We start from the raw sequence: 17,774 nt of genomic DNA, 5'->3' as shown, positions 1-17,774 counted from the left end.
ACCGACCCGGCCGCGGCGTTCTCCCGCCCGGACCGGCCCATTCCCCTTCCAGCCCCGGAAGTGAGGACAGCGGCTCCCCTGCCGCTTCAGTCACCAGACGCCGTGCGACCAGGCACGACGACGGGCGGCCAGCTGCCGGCCTCGACCAGCTCGATGTCCCGGCGCCCGCCGGGCGGGAGGTCGAAGCCCTCGTCCTGAGGGACGAGTCCTTCTGCGCAGGGCACCCCCACGGCCGCCGCCGAGATGTCCGAGCGCAGGCTCGACAGCCCGTTCCCGTCACGATAGCCGGGCTTCGCGGGACGAAGCTCATATGACGAGTCATCGTCCTGTCTGCCGAGTTCCGGCGCTGTCCGCAGGTCAGCCAGGACGTCGCGGCTCGCGCCCCCCAGGAGGCGGACAGTCTCGAGGACCGCATCCGTCCCGACGGGATCGGAATCAGACGTGACCTGCAGTTCCACCGCCAGCGCCTCCCACTGCCTGGCACCGAAGCCCCAGTTCCGATCGAGGTCCAGGAAGCCGCCGAGCTCGTCCTCCACGACGAATGTGACGGACCCGGGGCCATCGATCGAGACCTCGGGATGCGCCTCGTGGCTGAGCACCCCCTGTCGTGTCCACACGCGCAAGCGCAGCCGGCCACGGAGCTGAAGGGGTCGATCGCACACCACGTGCGCGTGCAGTCCGGCCAGCCCCTCGTCGGTGAGCAGCACCGCGACCGGGGCGCAGGCGCGGCGCATGGCGTACCAGGTGGCCTTGGGCAGGCCCTCGGAGTCGAGCAGCCCCCAGCCGGCCCCCGGCACCAGGTCCCGGGCCGCGAGGATGATCACGCCGTCGCAGCGCGACCCCGGGCGGCGCAGATCGACCAGCGTGCGCTCCACGGCCCGTGCCGAGGCCGCGCGCTCCAGACGCAGCTGCTCGTCGCGCTCGAGCCCACCCCACTCGCCGTCGCCGGGATGATCGGCGACGGCCCCGGTCGCACCGCGGTCGGCCTCGATCCCGGGGGCGATCCAGCGCTTGGCGTAGTGCGCGGCGATGTCCTCGAAGTCCCAGCCAGCTCCCGGATCCCTGGCTGCCGCAGCAGACCAGGCCGCGCGGGCGGTCTCGTCGTGATCGGCCGTCGCGGAGCCGAAGTCCGCCTCGATCGCCTCAGGGCGCGGCGGGCAGCCGAAGGCCAGTGCCTCGGCCGCGAAGCGCACGCCGCTGAGACGGGCATCCGTCAACGGCCGGCGGTAGGCGCCCACACCGAACCAGTGGGAGATCCCCTCATCGGGGCGGGTGGGCGGCCGTCCGCCGCAGGGGCTCGTGGGCACGTGCACGGCCTGCGGGATGAGCTGGGCGCACAGAGCGGGGATCAGCTCATCGATCGCGGTCATGGCCATCTCCTGCGGGCTGCGGCCCCACAGCACGGGCTGCTGCAGGACCTCGTTGCCACCGGAGACCACCGCCAGGCTCGGGTGCGCCCCCAGACGCGGCAGCCAGGTCCGCAGCTCGGCCTCCAGCAGCCCCAGCCACTCGGGGTCCTCCGGCGGGTCGAGGGTGGCCAGCATGGCGTCCTGCCAGACCATGACCCCGAGGCGGTCGCAGGCCCCGTAGAAGGCCGGGGACTCCCAGGCTCCGGTGCCGGAGATCCGCAGGATGTTGGCGCCGGCAGCGGCCATGGCTCGCACAGTGCGCTCGATCTCCCGTGCGCTGCCGGCCAGGCTCAACGGGTCCACGGGCGCCCAGACGGCGCCGCGAGCGAAGACCGGGCGGCCGTTGACGACCAGCCGGAAGCCGCCGTCGTCGGTGCGCGCCTCGAGTCGGCGGAAGCCGACGCTGCGACGGGTCAGCGGCTGCAGCCGGGCAGGCTCGGATCCGGCGCGCACCGTCAGCTCGTGCAGAGCGGGCTCGCCGTGGGTCGCGGGCCACCACAGGGCCGGGTCGCGGACCTCGAGACGCAGCTGGCCCTCACCGGCGGGGACCTCCGCTGCTGTGGCGGCCTCCGCGCAGCTCAGCTCCAGATGCCCCGCGCGCTCGGCGCGGTACCCGACGATCACCTCCGCTCGCCTCAGGTCCCGGTCGAGCTCGGTGCGCACGCCCGTCAGCTCGATCCCGTGCTCCGGGACCGGCAGAAGAGAGGCCTGACCCCATGGCCCGATGACCGGGGCGGTGCCGGCCCACGGGATCCGCCCGATCAGCGGTGTGCGGCGCCAGCGCAGGGACTGATCCGCCACCAGGCTCGAGCGCCACCGCCCCCGGGGCCGGCGCGGCACCGGCAGCAGGGACAGAGCCCGGCACACGATCGCCAGCTCATGGCGGCCGGGAGCTGCGCTCAGCCGCACCACCACGTCATCCAGGCCGCTTGCCGAGACGACGACGCGCCGGCCGTCCCACCAGACCTCGGAGACGGTCGCCACCCCGCGCAGGCGCAGCTCCCACTGCCACTCCGGCTCGTCCGCGGGCAGCTCGAGATCTGCCCGCCACCACCAGTCGCGGTCATCCGGCTGCGTCACGGGCTCGCGCCCCGCATCGCGCAGGGCAGCGGCGAGCGTTCCGGGCACGGAGGCGGGAAGGCTCAGCTGCGACAGCTCCTCGAGCCGGGCCTTCAGGACCGAGCGCTCCCCCTCTCGCAGCACCGGAGCCTCGGCCTGCTCCCACGGACCCGCCCATCCGATCGCACCGGGATCGGTCCCGTGCAGGGACCAGCTCAGCCCGTCCAGGGCGACGGCGCCCGGAGCTCCTCCGAGAGGATCGGGGCTCATGACGCGGGCTCGGGCCCGCCGCCGTCAGCGGCCCAGGCGGCCAGCGCCTCAGCCGCCTGCCCCCAGTGCTGGACAGCGGAGTCCATGGTGGCGGCAAGTGCCGAGGAGCGGCGGCCGCGAGCCAGCCGGGCCAGCTGGAACTGCATGCCCTTGGCCTCCTCCGAGACGGCGCTCCACGCCTGGGCCGCCGGTTCCAGCTCCGGGACCTCGGCGTGGCGGCACGCGGCGGCGGCCAGCATGGCGACCACGCCGAGCTGTCGCGTGGTCTCGAAGCACAGCGCGTGATAGCCGTCCATCCCGTTCTCCGCCAGCCAGGCGAAGCGCGAGCGCAGGATGTCCATCAGCTCGGCGACCGGGTTCGACTTTGGTGCCCTGGCCGCATGCAGCCGCAGCAGGCGCCTGGTCTGCGCCGCCGAGTCGACCTCCTGCGGATCGCGCAGGCCGGCCAGGGAGATCAGCTCCGTGTAGGGCGAGGGCACGATCCCCTGGCTGCGCCCGGCCCCCAGCACGTGGTCGAAATCCGCGCCGTCGAGCCGGTGCAGCCCTTCATTGTGCAGGTAGACGAGCTCGCTCGCCTCCGGATCGGCATGCAGCACAACGATCGAGGTCTTGGTGTGCTCCTGCCCGTAGGACACGCCGCGGGTGTCGGGCAGCCAGAACGCATCGGCCTCGATCAGCATGGGGTTGCCCAGGCCCAGCTGCAGCATGACCTGCTCCTGCAGCCCCAGCCAGATGTCGTGCTCGCCCACCCGGATCCCGGTGACCTCCTCGAGGTCGCGGTGATCCACCTTGAGGAACTCGAACTGCGTGGCCTGGGCCGTGGCCGCGACCGCCGCCGCGAACAGCGGCTCCGGGGCGTGGCCGAGTCCGTGCAGCAGCTCGATCCACACGTCCAGGTAGCAGTTCGTGTTCGACCAGACGGACTCGTCCCGGTGCAGCGGGTGCTGGATGAAGCCCTCAGGGCTCAGCGCTGCGACCCCGAGTCCGGCGGCGGAGGTCGTCGCGGTCATCCGGTCTCCCCCGTCGGCAGGCCGAGAAGGGCCCGCACCTGCTCGGGCCAGGCCCTCAGCTCGGTGCCGTGGACCCGGGCCAGCGCAAGCGCCACGCGCTCCAGGCCGAAACCGAAGCACGCGGAGTGCGCCACCGAGCCGTCGGCGCCGTGCAGGTCGAACTCGGCGCCGAAGTGATCCTCGTGGTAGTTGCCGGAGGCGATCGCCGTGCGATGGGTGCCGTAGACCGGTGCCGTGATCTCGAACTTCAGCTCGGCCTGCAGCTGCCCCTTGGCGAGCATGACGCCGGCACGGCCGAAGAACGGGTCGTTCGCGGACTCGATCTCGACATCCAGTCCCAGATCGCGCAGCAGCCCCGAGCCGAGCTCGAGCATGGCCTGGCGGTGGGCCAGCGCCTGCTCCGGGGTGCCCACGAGCACGAACTCGAGCATGCGGAAGGAGACGAAGCGCATGGGGTCCGGCGACGGCTCGTTGCGGAAGCAGTCGCCGATCAGCGAGTAGACCGTGCCGTCGACCTCGCCGCGGCTCGCCCCCAGCTGCAGGGCGCCGTAGAGCGGGTGACAGGCCGCGGGCACCAGCGCATAGCCGCTGGTCGACATGTGTCCGTCCCACGGCTGGCCCGCCTCGCGGTCGGCCAGCAGCCGCCGGTGGGCCTTCGTGTCGCCCTCGAAGGTGTCGATCGTCCCCAGCAGCTGCGGGAAGCTGGCCACGTAGTCCGTGCGCTCGAGCAGGCTGCGGGCATTGACCGGCGGGAAGCGGAGGGCTTCGAGCCGACCGGGGCGGGGCAGGGCCACGGCTCGCTCGCGCGCGGCCAGGATCAGGCCCTGCACGACGGCCTCCATGACCGCCCCGGTGCCCGTGATCCCCTGTCCCAGCGTGGGCAGCAGCCACCCGGCCTGGAGCAGCTCGGCCTCGAAGCGCTGCTCCTGGGACATCTCCTCGGCGGGAGTCTGCGGCATCCCGGCCTGCGCCCCGCCGCTCATGCCCGCCCCTTGGAGACGGTCAGCAGCGAGGCGCTGCTGTTCAGGATGCGGTCGTTGTTGACCTGCAGCGACGGCCCCATGGCATCGCGCAGCGAGCGCGCGAGCGAGAACGGGCCGGTGTTCGAGTACGAGGCGATGCCCACGATGACCATGGCCTCGGAGACGATCGCGCGCACGGACTCGGAGGTCGAGACCTTGAGCGTGTTCATGGCGATCGCGAAGTGCATGGACGTGGCCAGCTCGGGATCGTGGGCGGCCTCCTCGAAGCGGGCGATCGAGCTGCGCACGGTGTCGGTCATCGACTGGATCCGCAGCTCGAGCTCGGCCAGTCGCAGGGCTCCCGGAGGCGTGGTCCCGGGGTTCGAGCGGGCCTTCTTCTGGATGAAGCGCCGAGCCACGGCACCGGCTCCGGTGGCCAGGCCCAGCCAGGACGACGCCCACAGCGTGTGCGATGCCGGAAGCATGGTCTGTGCGGAGATGGTCGCGAAGTCGACCGGCAGCACCATGTCTGCCGACACGGTGCCCTCCAGCTCGAAGCCCTCGGACATGGTGCCGCGCAGGCCCAGGGCGTCCCACTCGCTGGTGCGCTCCAGACTCAGGTGCTCGCGCGGCACGACCACCAGTGACTGCTCGGAGGCCGGTGCCTCCGGATCACGGCGCGCCGTCACCAGGATCGCGTCGGCGAAGCGCCCGTAGGAGATCACGGGAGCCGACTTTGCCACGGTGACGCTGCCGTCGTCGTGGGCCACGACCGCGCACGACGACGTGCGGGTGTCGCCGCCGATGTTCTTCTCTGTCGTCGAGGAGGCCAGCAGCAGCTGCTCAGCGGCCACTGCGCAGGTGAAGCTCGACAGCGCGGTGTCCTCCTCGAGGTCGACGTGGCGGGTCAGGCACAGCTCCTGGCTGAAGTGCATGGCGATCACAGCGGCCGAGGAGGCGCAGACCGCGCCCAAGGCCTCCACCAGCCGGCAGATCTCCGTGATCGAACGACCCAGGCCGCCGTGCACGGCCGGCACGTGAGCGCCCAGGATCAGCTGCTCGCGCGCGGCGTCCAGCATCTCCTGGGGGAAGCGCCCCTGAGCATCGACATCGGAAGCGGCGGCCGCTGCGGCCGCGACCACGGCGTCGATCCGCTCGGACCAGTCCCTGCGCTCCATGTCCTCGCCGGAGCCGCTGCGGTTCTCGCGCGTCGGGGCGCTCACTGCTGCTCCTCGAGGGTGCGCACCGCGGCGGCGATGGACTCCAGGCTCTCGAAGGTCTCCTTGGTCAGCATCTGCTCCGGGAACTCGAGATCGAAGGCGTCCTCCACCCCGAGCATCACATTGACGGATGCGTGCGAGGTCATTCCCGCCGCATAGAGGCTGTCGGATTCCGCCAGCGAACCCGCGTCCTGGGCCAGATGCCCGTGCTGGGCGACGACCTGACGGACCTCGGCGATGATCTCTTCGGTGCTGCTCATTCTGCTTCTCCCCGATTCTTCGGGGGGACCTGAGAGGTCCCCCAGTTGTGCGGGAGCGGTTGCGGCTGCTACCCGCAGCCCCTCCACCGGCAGAACATCGCCGTGCGGATTCCCCGTTCCCCTGTGCTGAGTCCCGGCCGGCATGCCGCGGACCGCTGAGCGGCACTTCGCGGCATCCCCCGGGACCCCCGGCCTCCGGGACGCATCCAGCGTCCCCGGAGCCGTCCCCGCCTCGATCCTCCCCTCAGGTGACCGTCCCGACAGCGCGACGGCTCTCGCCGTCGCGGACAGGACCACCGTCTCCCCCGTCTGCGCGGTGCGCGCAGCGGGCACGGTGGTCGAGGCCACTGCCAGGAAGCTGCGGATCCCCCGTCGCCGCGCCATGAGAGCGGCCGATCCATGCAGCTGCACCTGATGAGCGGTCTGCTCCTCGGATCCGGCCCCCTCGGCGGAGGATCGCCGTCGGATCGGTGCACATCGTATGTCCGTCCATGAAATCGGATCTGAGGCGCTGAGGTCCAGACATTTCATGACAGTTTCCTTGAGCGCCACCAAACGGGCCACACGCGCCGTGAGCTCCGGATCGGGTGCGGCCCCCTCCGCCGGCGCATCTAGGCCGACCCTCTCCTGGGGGTGGAGCACACGACGGAGGTAGGCCGGGCCGAAGGCTTCGATCGCCTCCGCCACCGGCCCGTGGGCCTGGATGTCGCAGCCCACCGCGACGACGCGGCGGGAGGCCTGCGGCGCAGCAGACATGGCGGGCTCCTTCGATCAGCCCAGCTGCGGATCAGCGGCTCGGACCGGCATATCCTGCCAGCTCCGCGGAGCCCTCGGTCTCGGGCGTCGCGCTCTGCCGCGCCGGAGCGCCGCATCCGCCCACGCCCCATGGCCGGACCTCGAGCCCGTAGGCATGGGCGAGCCTGTCGTGCTGGACACCGGCGCAGTTCTCGCGCAGTGCCCGGTCCTGCTGAGAGACCATCTGCTCGCGAGTGGCGTGCTCAGCGATCCGCTCCCAGCGCTTGGCGAGATCCGCGGGCCGATCGAGCACAACGGGCAGCGACACCTCGTGGAAGGCCTGGATCGAGCGCACGACGATGGGCCGACCCAGGCGCGCCGCCTCCAGGACGGTGATGGGGAAGCCCTCCCAGGCCGCCGTGTGCAGGTACAGATCCGCCTCTGCCAGGTGGCGCTCCACCTGAGCAGGGGGTATCCACCCGGTGACCTCGATGCCGGCCGACTCCAGCTGCGCCTGCATCTGCTGGTCGCCGCCGCCGACCCACATCGCGCGCACGGCATGGCCCTCGGCGCGCACGGCCTCCACCGCAGCGCGGAACCACGCGGGGTCCTTCTGCGCGGCCAGACGGCCGGAGCCCACGATCAGCAGTCCGCGCAGATCGGCCGGCTCCCTGCGCAGGGCAGGGGCCGACAGCGTCTCGACGTCGGCGATGTTCGGCACATGGACCAGCTCGACGTCCGAGCGCCAGGCTCGCGCCGGCGCCAGCTCGGCCCGCGAGCACCCCGCCAGGACATCCGTGCGGCGCAGCAGCGCGCGCTCGACGACTCGGAACGCGCCTCGCTCGAGCGAGGACTTGTCCTGGCGGGCGAACGCCCATGCGTGCGGAGTGTAGACGGAGCGGAAGCCGTCGAGGCCGATGCCCGCCGTGCGGGCCCACGCGCCTGCGTAGCTGGAGTGCGAGTGCACGACGGACGGGCGCAGCTCGCGGATCGTCTCGCGCACGGTGCGCACAGCGCCCAGATGCCCGCCGGTGATGGCGGTGACGGAGGCGAAGTCCTCCCGCCACTGCGCCCCGAGCGCATCGGCCTCGGGGCGCAGCCTGCACACGATGTGATGGCGGGCCTCGGGCAGGTCGCGGACGTAGTCGCGCACGGCCGCGGCCACGCCGCCGCCGAAGGCCTCGACGACGTGCAGGACATCGATGGCACAGCTGTGCTCCATGCGGTTCCCCCTAGCGGCCGGGCGGATCGACCCGGCGTCAGACCGGCGCCGCTGATCGAGTCCCCCTCGATCGCTCCGGCGCCGGTTGAAGATGTTCGAGCTCCGCTCCCCCGAGCGGAACCTCAGCGAGAAATCCTACGCGCCGACATGCGTGCGCCTGCGGTGCAGGCACTGCACTTGGACCCACAGCCGTGCCCGGGTGTCCCCTCACCTATTGGCTCCGGTCGCTGTCCAAGATCGCCCCAGGTCTCGCCGTAGGATGGCCGGTGACCGCGAGCGCGCGAGCGGACCGTCGCCTTCCGCGCTGGACCCGCTGCCGCGTGCTCGAGCAAGCGCCCGTCGTCGTCCCAGCAGGAGGAACCCCGTGGCCGTCAACGCCAGCCAGACCATCAGCGCCCCCGTCGAGAAGGTCATCGAGACCTTCACCGATGAGGCCTTCAACCGCCATGTCGCCGAGCGCGGCGGCGCGACCCTGGTGTCCCAGAACGTCGAAGGCGACACCTCGGGTCCGTTCAAGGTCACGATCGTGCGCAGCATGGGTGCCGAGAAGCTGCCGGACATCGCACGGAAGTTCGTCAAGGGCGGGCTCACCGTGACCCAGGTCGACACCTGGTCCGGCCCCCGCGACAACGGCTCCCGCGACATCCAGACCGAGGTCTCCGTGGGCGGGATGCCCGTCTCCGGCTCCGGCACGCAGACCGTGACCGCCAAGGGCGAGACCACCGACGTCGCCGTCGACGTCACCGTCAAGGCCAACATCCCGCTGGTCGGCGGCAAGATCGCCTCGGCCGCCGAGCCCTACGTCGGCAAGGCCCTGAGCCTGCAGTCGCGCGAGGCCGATGCCTGGATCGCCTCGCACTGACCCGCCCGGCGGCCATCACGGCCGAACCGGACGACCGCGCCCCGGAACCCGCCTCGAGGCAGGGCTTCCGGGGCGTCGTCATCTGCCGGATGCCCTCACCCCGCGACGCACACCACAGCGGTCGTAGACTGGCCCGATCAGCCGCCGGTGCCGCCCACTGGTCGATGCCATGCCGTACGGAAGGTCCCCGATGTCCCACGCCCAGTCAGCCAGCGGATCTCCTCTGCACCGTCTCGGAGACGCCCTGCGCCAGGACCTGGTGGGCGGAGTGCTGCTGCTCGTGGCGCTGGTGACCGCCCTGGTGCTGGCCAACACGCCCGCCGAGTCCTTCTACTTCGGCCTGCGCGATGCCGAGATCGGCGTCCACTCCGTCCCGGGCCTGACCCACACCGTGGGCGAATGGGCCGCCGACGGCCTCCTGGCGATCTTCTTCTTCCTGACCGGCCTGGAGCTCAAGGCCTCCTTCGTGGACGGCGAGCTGCGCAATCCGGCCAAGGCCGCCGTGCCGATCGTGGCGGCCTTCGGCGGCGCCGCAGTGCCGGCGATCATCTACGCCGCGCTCAATCTGACGGCGGGCTCGGATCCCTCGACCATCCAGGGCTGGGCCATCCCCACGGCCACGGACATCGCCTTCGCGGTCTCGGTGCTGGCGGTCGTGGGCTCGGCGCTGCCGGTGGCCATGCGCACCTTCCTGCTCACGCTGGCCGTGGTCGATGACCTCATCGCGATCGTCATCATCGCGATCTTCTACAACCACGGCTTCAGCATCCTGCCCCTGCTCGGCTCGTTCGCCGTGCTGGCCGTGTACTGGGTGCTCACGCACCGCTTCGCCTCCTTCTTCATGGCGCAGGCCTGGGCGGCCTGGGTCATCCTGCTGCCCATGGGCTTCGTGGTCTGGATCCTGATGTACAACAGCGGCATCCACGCCACGATCGCCGGCGTCCTGCTGGGCTTCGCGACCCCCGTGCTGAAGACCCACCCCCACGTGATCAACGACGAGCACCCGGCCCAGGGCCTGGCCCCGACCCTGGAGCACCGGTACCGCCCGCTGTCCAACGGCCTGGCCGTGCCCCTCTTCGCCTTCTTCTCCGCCGGCGTGGCGGTCGGCGGAGCGGAGGGGATCCGCTCCGCGGCCACCGACACGGTGGCCCTCGGCATCGTCCTGGGACTGGTGTTCGGCAAGACGATCGGCGTGTTCTGCTCCGCATGGCTCATGGACCGCTTCACCCCAGCCAGCAAGGATCGCGACTACCAGTGGATCGACATGGTGGGCCTGGCCATGGTGGCCGGCATCGGGTTCACGGTCTCCCTGCTGGTGGCCGAGCTGTCCTTCGGCATGGGGTCCCCGCACAACGACCACGCCAAGGTCGGCATCCTGGTCGGCTCCACGGTGGCGGCTCTGGGCGGCGGAGGGCTGCTCCTGGCCCGCAACCGCCACTACAAGAAGCTGCGCGACGAGGGCGCTGAGGTCGACACCATGGACTGATCGGGCCTGCCCTCCCCCACGACGACGGCGCTGCACCTCCTCCCGCGGGAAGGTGCAGCGCCGTCGTCGTGATGGTCCCCGGGCCGGGAGCCGGGACTTCAGTCCTGCTGCTCGGCCAGTGCCCGCTCGATCGCCTTCTGCGCGGCCACCCACCCCAGGGCCGCACACTTCACGCGGGCCACGAAGCGCGAGACGCCGGCGAAGGCCGCGGCATCGCCCAGCAGCTCGACGTCCGGCTCCACGCGCCCGCGCGAGTGCAGCATCTCGCGGAAGGCCTCCAGCTGCTCGCGCACCTGCTGCAGGGGCGCCCCCGGTGCCATCTCGGAGAGCACGGAGGCGGCAGCCATGGAGATCGAGCAGCCATCGCCCTCCCAGGTCACGGACTCGACGATCTCGCCCCGCAGGCCCACGCGCAGCCGGATCTCATCGCCGCAGGTGGGGTTGTACTCGTGATCCGCCCCTGCGGCGCTCTCCTGCCCGACCGGCTCCGTGACGGCGCTGCCGCCGGGCCGCTCGTGGACCTCGGCCGCCAGCCCCTCGCCGAGCCGGCGCTTGGAGTGATCCAGGATGATGTCCTGGTACATCTGATCGAGCTCGCTCATGGCCTGCCCCTCTCGTGGCTCGCTGCAGTGGTGTCGTCGTCGACCCGGAAGTAGGCCCGCACCTTCGCGAGCTCCTCGAGGAACCGGTCGACGTCCTCGGTGGTGGTGTGCACGTAGGCGCTGGCCCTCGTGGTCGCGGTGGTGCCCAGGCGCCGGTGCAGCGGCTGGGCACAGTGATGCCCCACACGCACGGCCACCCCGGCGACATCGAGCAGCTGGCCGACGTCGTGGGAATGCACGCCGTCGACCACCACGGAGGCCAGACCGACTCGGGGCTGCCCAGCGGGCGGGCCCACGAGCCGCACGCCGGGCAGCTGCCCGACCCCGGCGGCCAGGCGCTGACCCAGCTCGGCCTCGCGCGCCTCGAGCCGTGACATGCCGATGCCCTCGAGATAGCGCACGGCCTCGGCCAGAGCGACCGCCTGGGAAATCCGCTGGGTGCCGGCCTCGAACCGGGTGGGCGCCGGCATGTACTCGCTGTGCTCCATGGTGACCCGCGTGATCATGGACCCGCCGGTCAGGAAGGTGGGCAGCGCCTCGAGCAGTTCGCGGCGGCCCCACAGCGCGCCGATGCCCGTGGGCCCGAGCATCTTGTGCCCGGAGAACACGGCGAAGTCGACGTCGAGTCCGTGGAAGTCCACCGGCAGGTGCGGCACGGACTGGCAGGCGTCGAGCACCACGAGTGCCCCCGCTCGCCGAGCCGCAGCGACCAGGGCGGGGACGTCGTTGACGGCGCCGGTCACGTTGGAGACGTGGGCGAAGGCCAGCACGCGGGTCCGCTCGGTCACGATCTCGTCCAGGGAATCGAGCTCGAGCAGACCACGGTCATCGACCGGGATCCAGCGCAGTGCGGCTCCGGTGCGGGCGCACAGCTCCTGCCACGGCACCAGGTTGGCGTGGTGCTCGGCCTCGGTCACCACGATCTCGTCGCCGGGACCCAGGCGGAAGCGCCGCGAGGCCTCGGTGGCACCGTTGGAGCCGGCGGTCGCGTTCGAGAAGGCGTAGGTGAGCAGGTTCAGGCCCTCGGTGGCGTTCGAGGTCCAGACCAGCTCCTCCTCCTGTCCGCCCACGAAGCCGGCGACGGTGCGGCGGGCGTCCTCGAAGGCATCCGTGGCCTCGACGGCCAGGGTGTGCGCGCCGCGGTGCACGGCGGCGTAGGACGTCTCCAGGAAGGAGCGCTCGGCATCCAGCACGCTGACGGGGCGCTGGGTGGTGGCCCCGGAGTCCAGGTAGACCAGCCTGCGGCCGTCGAGCTCGCGCTGCAGGATCGGGAAGTCGGCGGCCAGGCGCCGGGCCTCGGCGTCGTCGAGGGGTCCGTTCGGGGTGTCCATGTCGAGATGCCTCCATCGCGTCGGGCCCGTCCGGCGCTCGGGGTGCGGGACGGCGCATCCACGGTAGTCCAGAGATGCGACGCCCCGTGAGCCCTCAGGAGCTGTGGAAGGAGTTCTGGGCGGCGGTGAGGCCGTCGTCGATGATCCGCTCGACGGCATCGGCCGCCCGGTCCAGGTGCAGCGGCAGGTCCTTGGCCTCGGCCGAGCTGAAGGGACGCAGCACGTAGTCAGCGGTGTCCATGCGCCCGGGGGGACGTCCCACGCCAACACGCACTCGGATGTAGTCCTTGGTGCCCGCGGCCTTGGAGATGTCGCGCAGGCCGTTGTGCCCGCCCTCGCCGCCGCCGCGCTTGAGGCGCAGGGTGTCGAAGGGGATGTCGAGCTCGTCGTGGACCACGATCAGCTGCTCGGCGGTGGCGTCGTAGTACTTCAGCAGCGCGTTCACCGGCCCACCCGAGGTGTTCATGTAGGTCATTGGCTTGGCCAGCACCAGACGCGGGCCGCCGGGGCGCAGGCGGGTCTCGAGCACCTGAGCCCGCGAGCGATGCGCCGAGAAGCTGCCTCCGGTGCGGCCTGCGAGCTCATCGAGCACCATCTGGCCCACGTTGTGGCGGGTGGCCGCGTACTGGGGACCGGGATTGCCCAGTCCCACCACGATCCAGCGATCGGTCGTCATGCGGGGCTGCTCCTCGAAGTGCTCGTCGTCGTCGTGTCCGTGGCGCACACCGTGCGCTCGGTCCATCCTGCCCGCTCGCGCGCCAGGACGACGATGGCACCCCGTCGCGCGGACGGGGTGCCATCGGGATCCGGTCGCCGTCGGCCGGAGCCGGGCGCACAGGGGGATCACTCGGAGTCGGAGGACTCCTCGGCGGAAGCCTCGCCGCCCTCGGACTCGCCCGACTCCTCGCCGGACTCGCCCTCGGTCTCCTCGTCCTCGGCCTCCGACTCCTCGCCGAGATCCTGCTCGATGGGCTCGGAGACGTTGATGACCATGGTCTCGGGGTCGGTGAGGACCTCGACGCCCGACGGCACCACGATGTCCGACACGAGCGCGTGCTCGCCCGGCATGCGGCCCTCGATGTCGAGCTCGACCTGCTCCGGGACGTTCAGGGCGTCGGCCATGACGGTGATCGCGGTCTCCTCCTGCGTGTAGATCGCGGAGGGGTCGACCTCGCCGGTGACGTTGATCGGCAGGTCGACCTCGACCTTCTGGCCGCGCTTCACCGTCAGCAGATCGATGTGGTAGATCTCCGGGCGGATCGGGTGGCGCTGGATGTCCTTGAGCATGGCCAGGTGCTTCTGGCCGTCATCGGCCAGGACCTCGATCACGGCGTTGGCATTGCGGGAGATCAGCATCATGTCGTGGCCCGGCAGGGACACGTGGATGGGATCGTGACCGGCGCCGTAGATGACGGCGGGGATCTTGTCGGCCTGGCGGATGCGGCGGGCGTAGCCCTTGCCGAAGTCGGTGCGGACCTCGCCGGGGACCTTGGTGGTATCAGCCATGGTGGCTCCTCCTGATGCAACGGGTTCTCGTGGTGGTTCATCGGTGCCGATCGGCGAGCGACCGGGACCTTCAGCCTCCACGGCTTTCCGGACTCGGATGCGGGGCATCCGATCGGATCATCCCGTGCGCGGGATCCGCGAGCCTCGGGCTCCGGATGCGCGGGAAGAGCAGGTACCAGCCTCGTCGATCACGGGAGCCTGCGGGATCTCACCCGCGCGCTCCCCTCGCCTCGGCAGCCCGCCCAGCCTACCAGCCTGCGCGCACGACCCCGGAATGCGGACATCGCCCCATGTCACGCGGGTCGAGCTGCCGCCGGTTCGCCCGACGCCTCGACCAAGAGACCACAGCAGAGAACACCCATATCGGGCTCCGGACTCGTAGGATGGGCCCATGGGATGCTCGCGATCCCGCTCGAGATCAGCCGTGGGGACGGCGGATTCCGAGCAGGTCGCGGGCCCTGACCCGCATCAGCATCGCAGGAAAGCATCGGGGCGCCCCTAGCAGTGCGTGGCCCTCATCGACGGCGCCGTCACCGCACGACGCACCCGCGGCAGTGCCGCGGCGACGATTCAGGGACACGACGCGATCGCCTCGGCGCATTCCACCAGGGGGAGGAATCATCCATGCGCAGCTCGCTCGGCACATCGCCGCAGACCGATCGCCGCACGACCGCCCGGGATCAGCGCGCGCAGCGCGGCACGCACCCGTCGCAGGACACGGGCCCAGGCTCCGCGGCCACCACGGAGCACACGGGGCCTGCACGCCACAGTCCTGCCCCTCTGCCCCGCCGGCCAGATGGCAGCGACGGGGAGCCGACCACCGGCCCCATCCGCGTCATCCCCACCCCAGACGCCCCGTCCCGCCCGCTGCCGACCGCCACAGAGCAGCAGTGGCGCACCGGATACGTCACCCGCATGCGGGTCGTGGACGCCCTGGCCATCGTGGTCACGCTCGTGCTGGCCCAGGTGGCCCGCTTCAGCCTTCCCGATGCCCAGGCCGAGCTGATCATCGGCCGGTTCGGCATCCACTACCTCGTGGTGGGCCTGATCATCGGCCTGCTGTGGTGGTGCGCGCTGGATCTGCGCGGCGCCCGCGCCGTGCGCCTGATCGGCAGCGGCATGGAGGAGTCCCGGCAGGTCCTCACCGCGACCCTGATGGTCTTCAGCGCCGTGGCGATCGTCTCCTACGCCCTGGCGCTGCCCATGGCGCGCGGCTACGTGCTCGTGGCCCTGCCGGCCGGTGCGGCGCTGCTGACCCTCGGCCGACTGATGCTGCGCGCCCAGCTGATCCGCCGCCGGCGCGCAGGCGAGGCCATGGCGCCCACCATGATCGTGGGCCGTCGTCGCGGCGCCCTCGAGACGGCCGGGTCGCTGCGCGCGCACGTGGAATCCGGCCTGAAGCCGGTGGTGATCTACGCCCCCACCAGCCGCACCGGGGTGCCCTCGAGCCTCGAGGAGATCGAGATCCCCAACGCTCTGGCCCCCGACCAGAGCCCCTCGGTCTCCGGCATCCTCGAGGCCGTGCGCCAGTACCGCATCCAGACCCTGGTGCTGACCAACAGCTCACCGCTGACCTCGGCCGAGATCCGCCACCTCTCCTGGTATCTCGCCGATGCCCACGTGCGACTCGTGCTCAACACCGGGCTCACGGACATCGCGGGTCCGCGCATCCACACGCAGCAGGTCGCCGGCCTGCCCCTCATCCACGTGGCCACCCCGCGCATGACCCGCTCGCGGCGGATGCTCAAGCGCCTGGTCGACATCGTGGGCGCGCTGGGCGCGCTCATCGCATTCTCGCCGATCATGCTGGTGGTCGCCCTGGCGGTGAAGGCCCACGACCGCGGCCCGATCCTCTTCCGTCAGCAGCGCGTGGGCCTGGACGGCTCGCACTTCAAGATGCTGAAGTTCCGGTCCATGTACACGGATGCCGAGGAGCGCAAGGCGGCGCTGCTGGCCGAGAACGAGTCCGGCGGCGACGTCCTGTTCAAGATGAAGGACGATCCCCGCGTCACCGGGCCCGGCAAGGTGCTGCGGCGCTACAGCCTCGATGAGCTGCCCCAGTTCCTCAACGTCCTGCGCGGTGACATGTCGCTCGTGGGCCCCCGGCCCCCGCTGGACTCCGAGGTCAGCAAGTACGAGTCGTACGTCCACCGCCGCCTAAGGGTCAAGCCCGGCATCACGGGCCTGTGGCAGGTCTCGGGACGCTCGGACCTGGACTGGGATCAGGCAGTGCGCCTGGACCTCTACTACGTCGAGAACTGGTCCGTGCTCGAGGACCTGCTGATCCTGCTGCGCACCGTGAAGGCCGTGTTCGCCCACGACGGCGCCTACTGAGCCGCAGAACCGCATCCGGCTCGCTGTGATCTTGGCGACATCAGCGGCCCTCCGCGAGCGTGCCCGAATCCACCGGCAGCACCTGCCGCAGCCCCGCACGCGCGGCGGTCTCCAGCCGCCTGCCGCGGCGGCGAGGGCCTGTCCCCCGAACTGTTATTGATCTGTTCGTGATCTGCGCCGACGCCACGATGCACAAATGTCTCGTGATTCCGCAGAAAGTGCTGATAACGACCTAATAAATAACCGGAGATTCGCTTATGCTTTGGGGCGTCCGTGTCGGCTGATGCGCCGCGGACGCAGAATCCCCCGAACAGTTAGGCCCCGCGTGTCTCCCTCCCCCCGCCTCACCGCGACCTGCTCCGCACTGTCCATGACGGCTCTGACCGTCACGTCCCTTCTCACCGCAGTCCCGTCCCACGCCGAGGAGTCCCCCGTCACCGGCACCACGGATGCGGGCGCACCGGCAGGCCAGCTGCCCCTGGTCGACGGCGATGTCGTCTCCTACGACGACGACGCCGTGGCCTCCTACGACGCCCCCGAGCTGCCGGACTCCGCTCCGAGCACCGGAGACGACACTCCGGGCGCCACCATGGGCCAGTTCCAGAAGACCGTGGAGGAGGCCAAGCACCTCTCGGAGGACTCCGAGCAGACCATGGAGGAGATCGAGGGCGGCAGCCTCCCGGATCCGCAGGACAGCGCCTCGGCACCGTCTGCGGCCGGCCCGATCGGCGCCATGTCGCTGAGCGTGGCGGGCAGCGCGTGGCAGCCTGCCGGCATCCAGGGAATGGACGTCTCCGGCTGGCAGCCGTCGGTGAACTGGTCGCGGGAGTACGCCATGGGGGCCCGCTTCGCCTACGTCAAGGCCACCGAGGGCACCACCTACACCTCGCCCACCTTCTCCAGCCAGTACATCGGCTCCTACCAGTCCGGCATGACCCGCGGCGCGTATCACTTCGCGGTGCCGACGCTGACCTCGACCGGTGCGGCGCAGGCCGACTACTTCGTGGACAACGGCGGCGGGTGGTCCGGTGACGGCCGCACGCTGCCCGGCCTGCTGGACATCGAGTACAACCCGTACCCGGCCTACGGCAACATCTGCTACGACCTCACCCAGTCGCAGATGATCAACTGGATCGAGAGCTTCTCGAACCGCTACGAGCAGCGCACGGGCCGCCTGCCCGCGATCTACTCGACCACCGACTGGTGGGCCACCTGCACCGGCAACACCTCCCGGTTCAAGGACCACCCCCTGATGATCGCGCGCTGGACCGGCTCGCCCGGCGTGATGCCCAACGGCTGGAGCACCTACGACATCTGGCAGTACTCCGAGACGGGGCCCTTCTCCGGGGATTCGAACGTGTTCGGCGGCAACGCGGCGAAGCTGCGCGATCTGGCCATCAACCCGAACTACCGCCCCATCGGCGGTGCAGCCCCGATCACCACGCCCACGACCCCCGGTCCGTTCCGCGATGTCTCGGCCAGCAACATGTTCGCCACCGAGATCAG

General features: G+C 71.1%; 14 protein-coding genes and 1 pseudogene. 4 read left to right on the top strand and 11 right to left on the bottom strand.

Annotation, left to right across the window (positions count from 1 at the left end):
* Positions 1 to 86 precede the first annotated feature (86 nt).
* The 7 genes and pseudogenes from M3E84_RS07470 to M3E84_RS07445 form a co-directional block, all read right to left on the bottom strand.
* Positions 87 to 2,738 (bottom strand): hypothetical protein, encoded by a 2,652-nt coding sequence (locus M3E84_RS07470; RefSeq protein WP_259895584.1) that lies wholly within the window; start codon positions 2,736 to 2,738, stop codon positions 87 to 89.
* Positions 2,735 to 3,748: a DUF1839 family protein gene (locus M3E84_RS07465; protein WP_259895583.1), complete on the bottom strand. Its 1,014-nt coding sequence runs from the start codon at positions 3,746 to 3,748 to the stop codon at positions 2,735 to 2,737. The genes M3E84_RS07470 and M3E84_RS07465 overlap by 4 nt, the downstream gene beginning before the upstream one ends.
* Complete coding sequence (locus M3E84_RS07460; RefSeq protein ID WP_259895582.1) at positions 3,745 to 4,731, bottom strand: hypothetical protein; 987 nt, start codon at positions 4,729 to 4,731, stop codon at positions 3,745 to 3,747. The genes M3E84_RS07465 and M3E84_RS07460 overlap by 4 nt, the downstream gene beginning before the upstream one ends.
* Positions 4,728 to 5,933, bottom strand: coding sequence for an acyl-CoA dehydrogenase family protein (locus M3E84_RS07455; protein WP_259895581.1), 1,206 nt, complete (start codon positions 5,931 to 5,933; stop codon positions 4,728 to 4,730). The genes M3E84_RS07460 and M3E84_RS07455 overlap by 4 nt, the downstream gene beginning before the upstream one ends.
* Positions 5,930 to 6,190 carry an acyl carrier protein gene (locus M3E84_RS07450; RefSeq protein WP_259895580.1) on the bottom strand — a complete coding sequence of 87 codons (261 nt, stop codon included), beginning with the start codon at positions 6,188 to 6,190 and terminating at the stop codon, positions 5,930 to 5,932. Before M3E84_RS07450 ends, M3E84_RS07455 begins: the two co-directional genes overlap by 4 nt.
* A 453-nt stretch (positions 6,191 to 6,643) precedes the next feature.
* Positions 6,644 to 6,946: pseudogene (locus M3E84_RS12500) on the bottom strand (4'-phosphopantetheinyl transferase superfamily protein); the annotation flags it as partial.
* Between the two features lie 31 nt (positions 6,947 to 6,977).
* A complete protein-coding gene (locus M3E84_RS07445) occupies positions 6,978 to 8,147 on the bottom strand; it encodes a glycosyltransferase family 4 protein (RefSeq protein WP_259895579.1) in 1,170 nt (389 codons plus the stop codon).
* Between the two features lie 364 nt (positions 8,148 to 8,511).
* On the opposite strand from M3E84_RS07445, the gene M3E84_RS07440 reads away from it, so the two are divergent.
* Entirely contained in the window at positions 8,512 to 9,009 is a 498-nt protein-coding gene (locus M3E84_RS07440) for a DUF2505 domain-containing protein (RefSeq protein WP_259895578.1), read from the top strand.
* 190 nt (positions 9,010 to 9,199) lie between these two features.
* Positions 9,200 to 10,495, top strand: a complete 1,296-nt coding sequence (nhaA, locus tag M3E84_RS07435) for a Na+/H+ antiporter NhaA (protein WP_259895577.1) — start codon at positions 9,200 to 9,202, stop codon at positions 10,493 to 10,495.
* Between the two features lie 98 nt (positions 10,496 to 10,593).
* Here nhaA and sufU read toward each other — a convergent pair whose 3' ends face one another.
* The 4 genes from sufU to M3E84_RS07415 form a co-directional block, all read right to left on the bottom strand.
* A complete protein-coding gene (gene sufU, locus M3E84_RS07430) occupies positions 10,594 to 11,097 on the bottom strand; it encodes a Fe-S cluster assembly sulfur transfer protein SufU (protein ID WP_259895576.1) in 504 nt (167 codons plus the stop codon).
* Positions 11,094 to 12,428, bottom strand: a complete 1,335-nt coding sequence (locus M3E84_RS07425) for a SufS family cysteine desulfurase (RefSeq protein ID WP_259895575.1) — start codon at positions 12,426 to 12,428, stop codon at positions 11,094 to 11,096. Before M3E84_RS07425 ends, sufU begins: the two co-directional genes overlap by 4 nt.
* Positions 12,429 to 12,522: 94 nt before the next feature.
* Complete coding sequence (gene pth / locus M3E84_RS07420) at positions 12,523 to 13,104, bottom strand: aminoacyl-tRNA hydrolase (RefSeq protein ID WP_259895596.1); 582 nt, start codon at positions 13,102 to 13,104, stop codon at positions 12,523 to 12,525.
* A 167-nt stretch (positions 13,105 to 13,271) separates the two neighbouring features.
* The gene (locus M3E84_RS07415; protein ID WP_259895574.1) at positions 13,272 to 13,934 is read right to left on the bottom strand and encodes a 50S ribosomal protein L25/general stress protein Ctc; all 663 of its coding nucleotides are present in this window, start codon (positions 13,932 to 13,934) and stop codon (positions 13,272 to 13,274) included.
* A 624-nt stretch (positions 13,935 to 14,558) separates the two neighbouring features.
* Between M3E84_RS07415 and M3E84_RS07410 the strand changes: the two genes are divergently transcribed.
* Positions 14,559 to 16,268: a sugar transferase gene (locus tag M3E84_RS07410; RefSeq protein ID WP_259895573.1), complete on the top strand. Its 1,710-nt coding sequence runs from the start codon at positions 14,559 to 14,561 to the stop codon at positions 16,266 to 16,268.
* Positions 16,269 to 16,593: 325 nt separating this feature from the next.
* Positions 16,594 to 17,774 (top strand): lysozyme (locus M3E84_RS07405; protein WP_259895572.1); only part of this gene is annotated, 1,181 nt, incomplete at its 3' end.

This window comes from Kocuria sp. p3-SID1428 (genome assembly GCF_025149945.1).
Lineage (GTDB): Bacteria > Actinomycetota > Actinomycetes > Actinomycetales > Micrococcaceae > Kocuria.
This window is presented reverse-complemented; position numbering and strand designations above follow the sequence as displayed.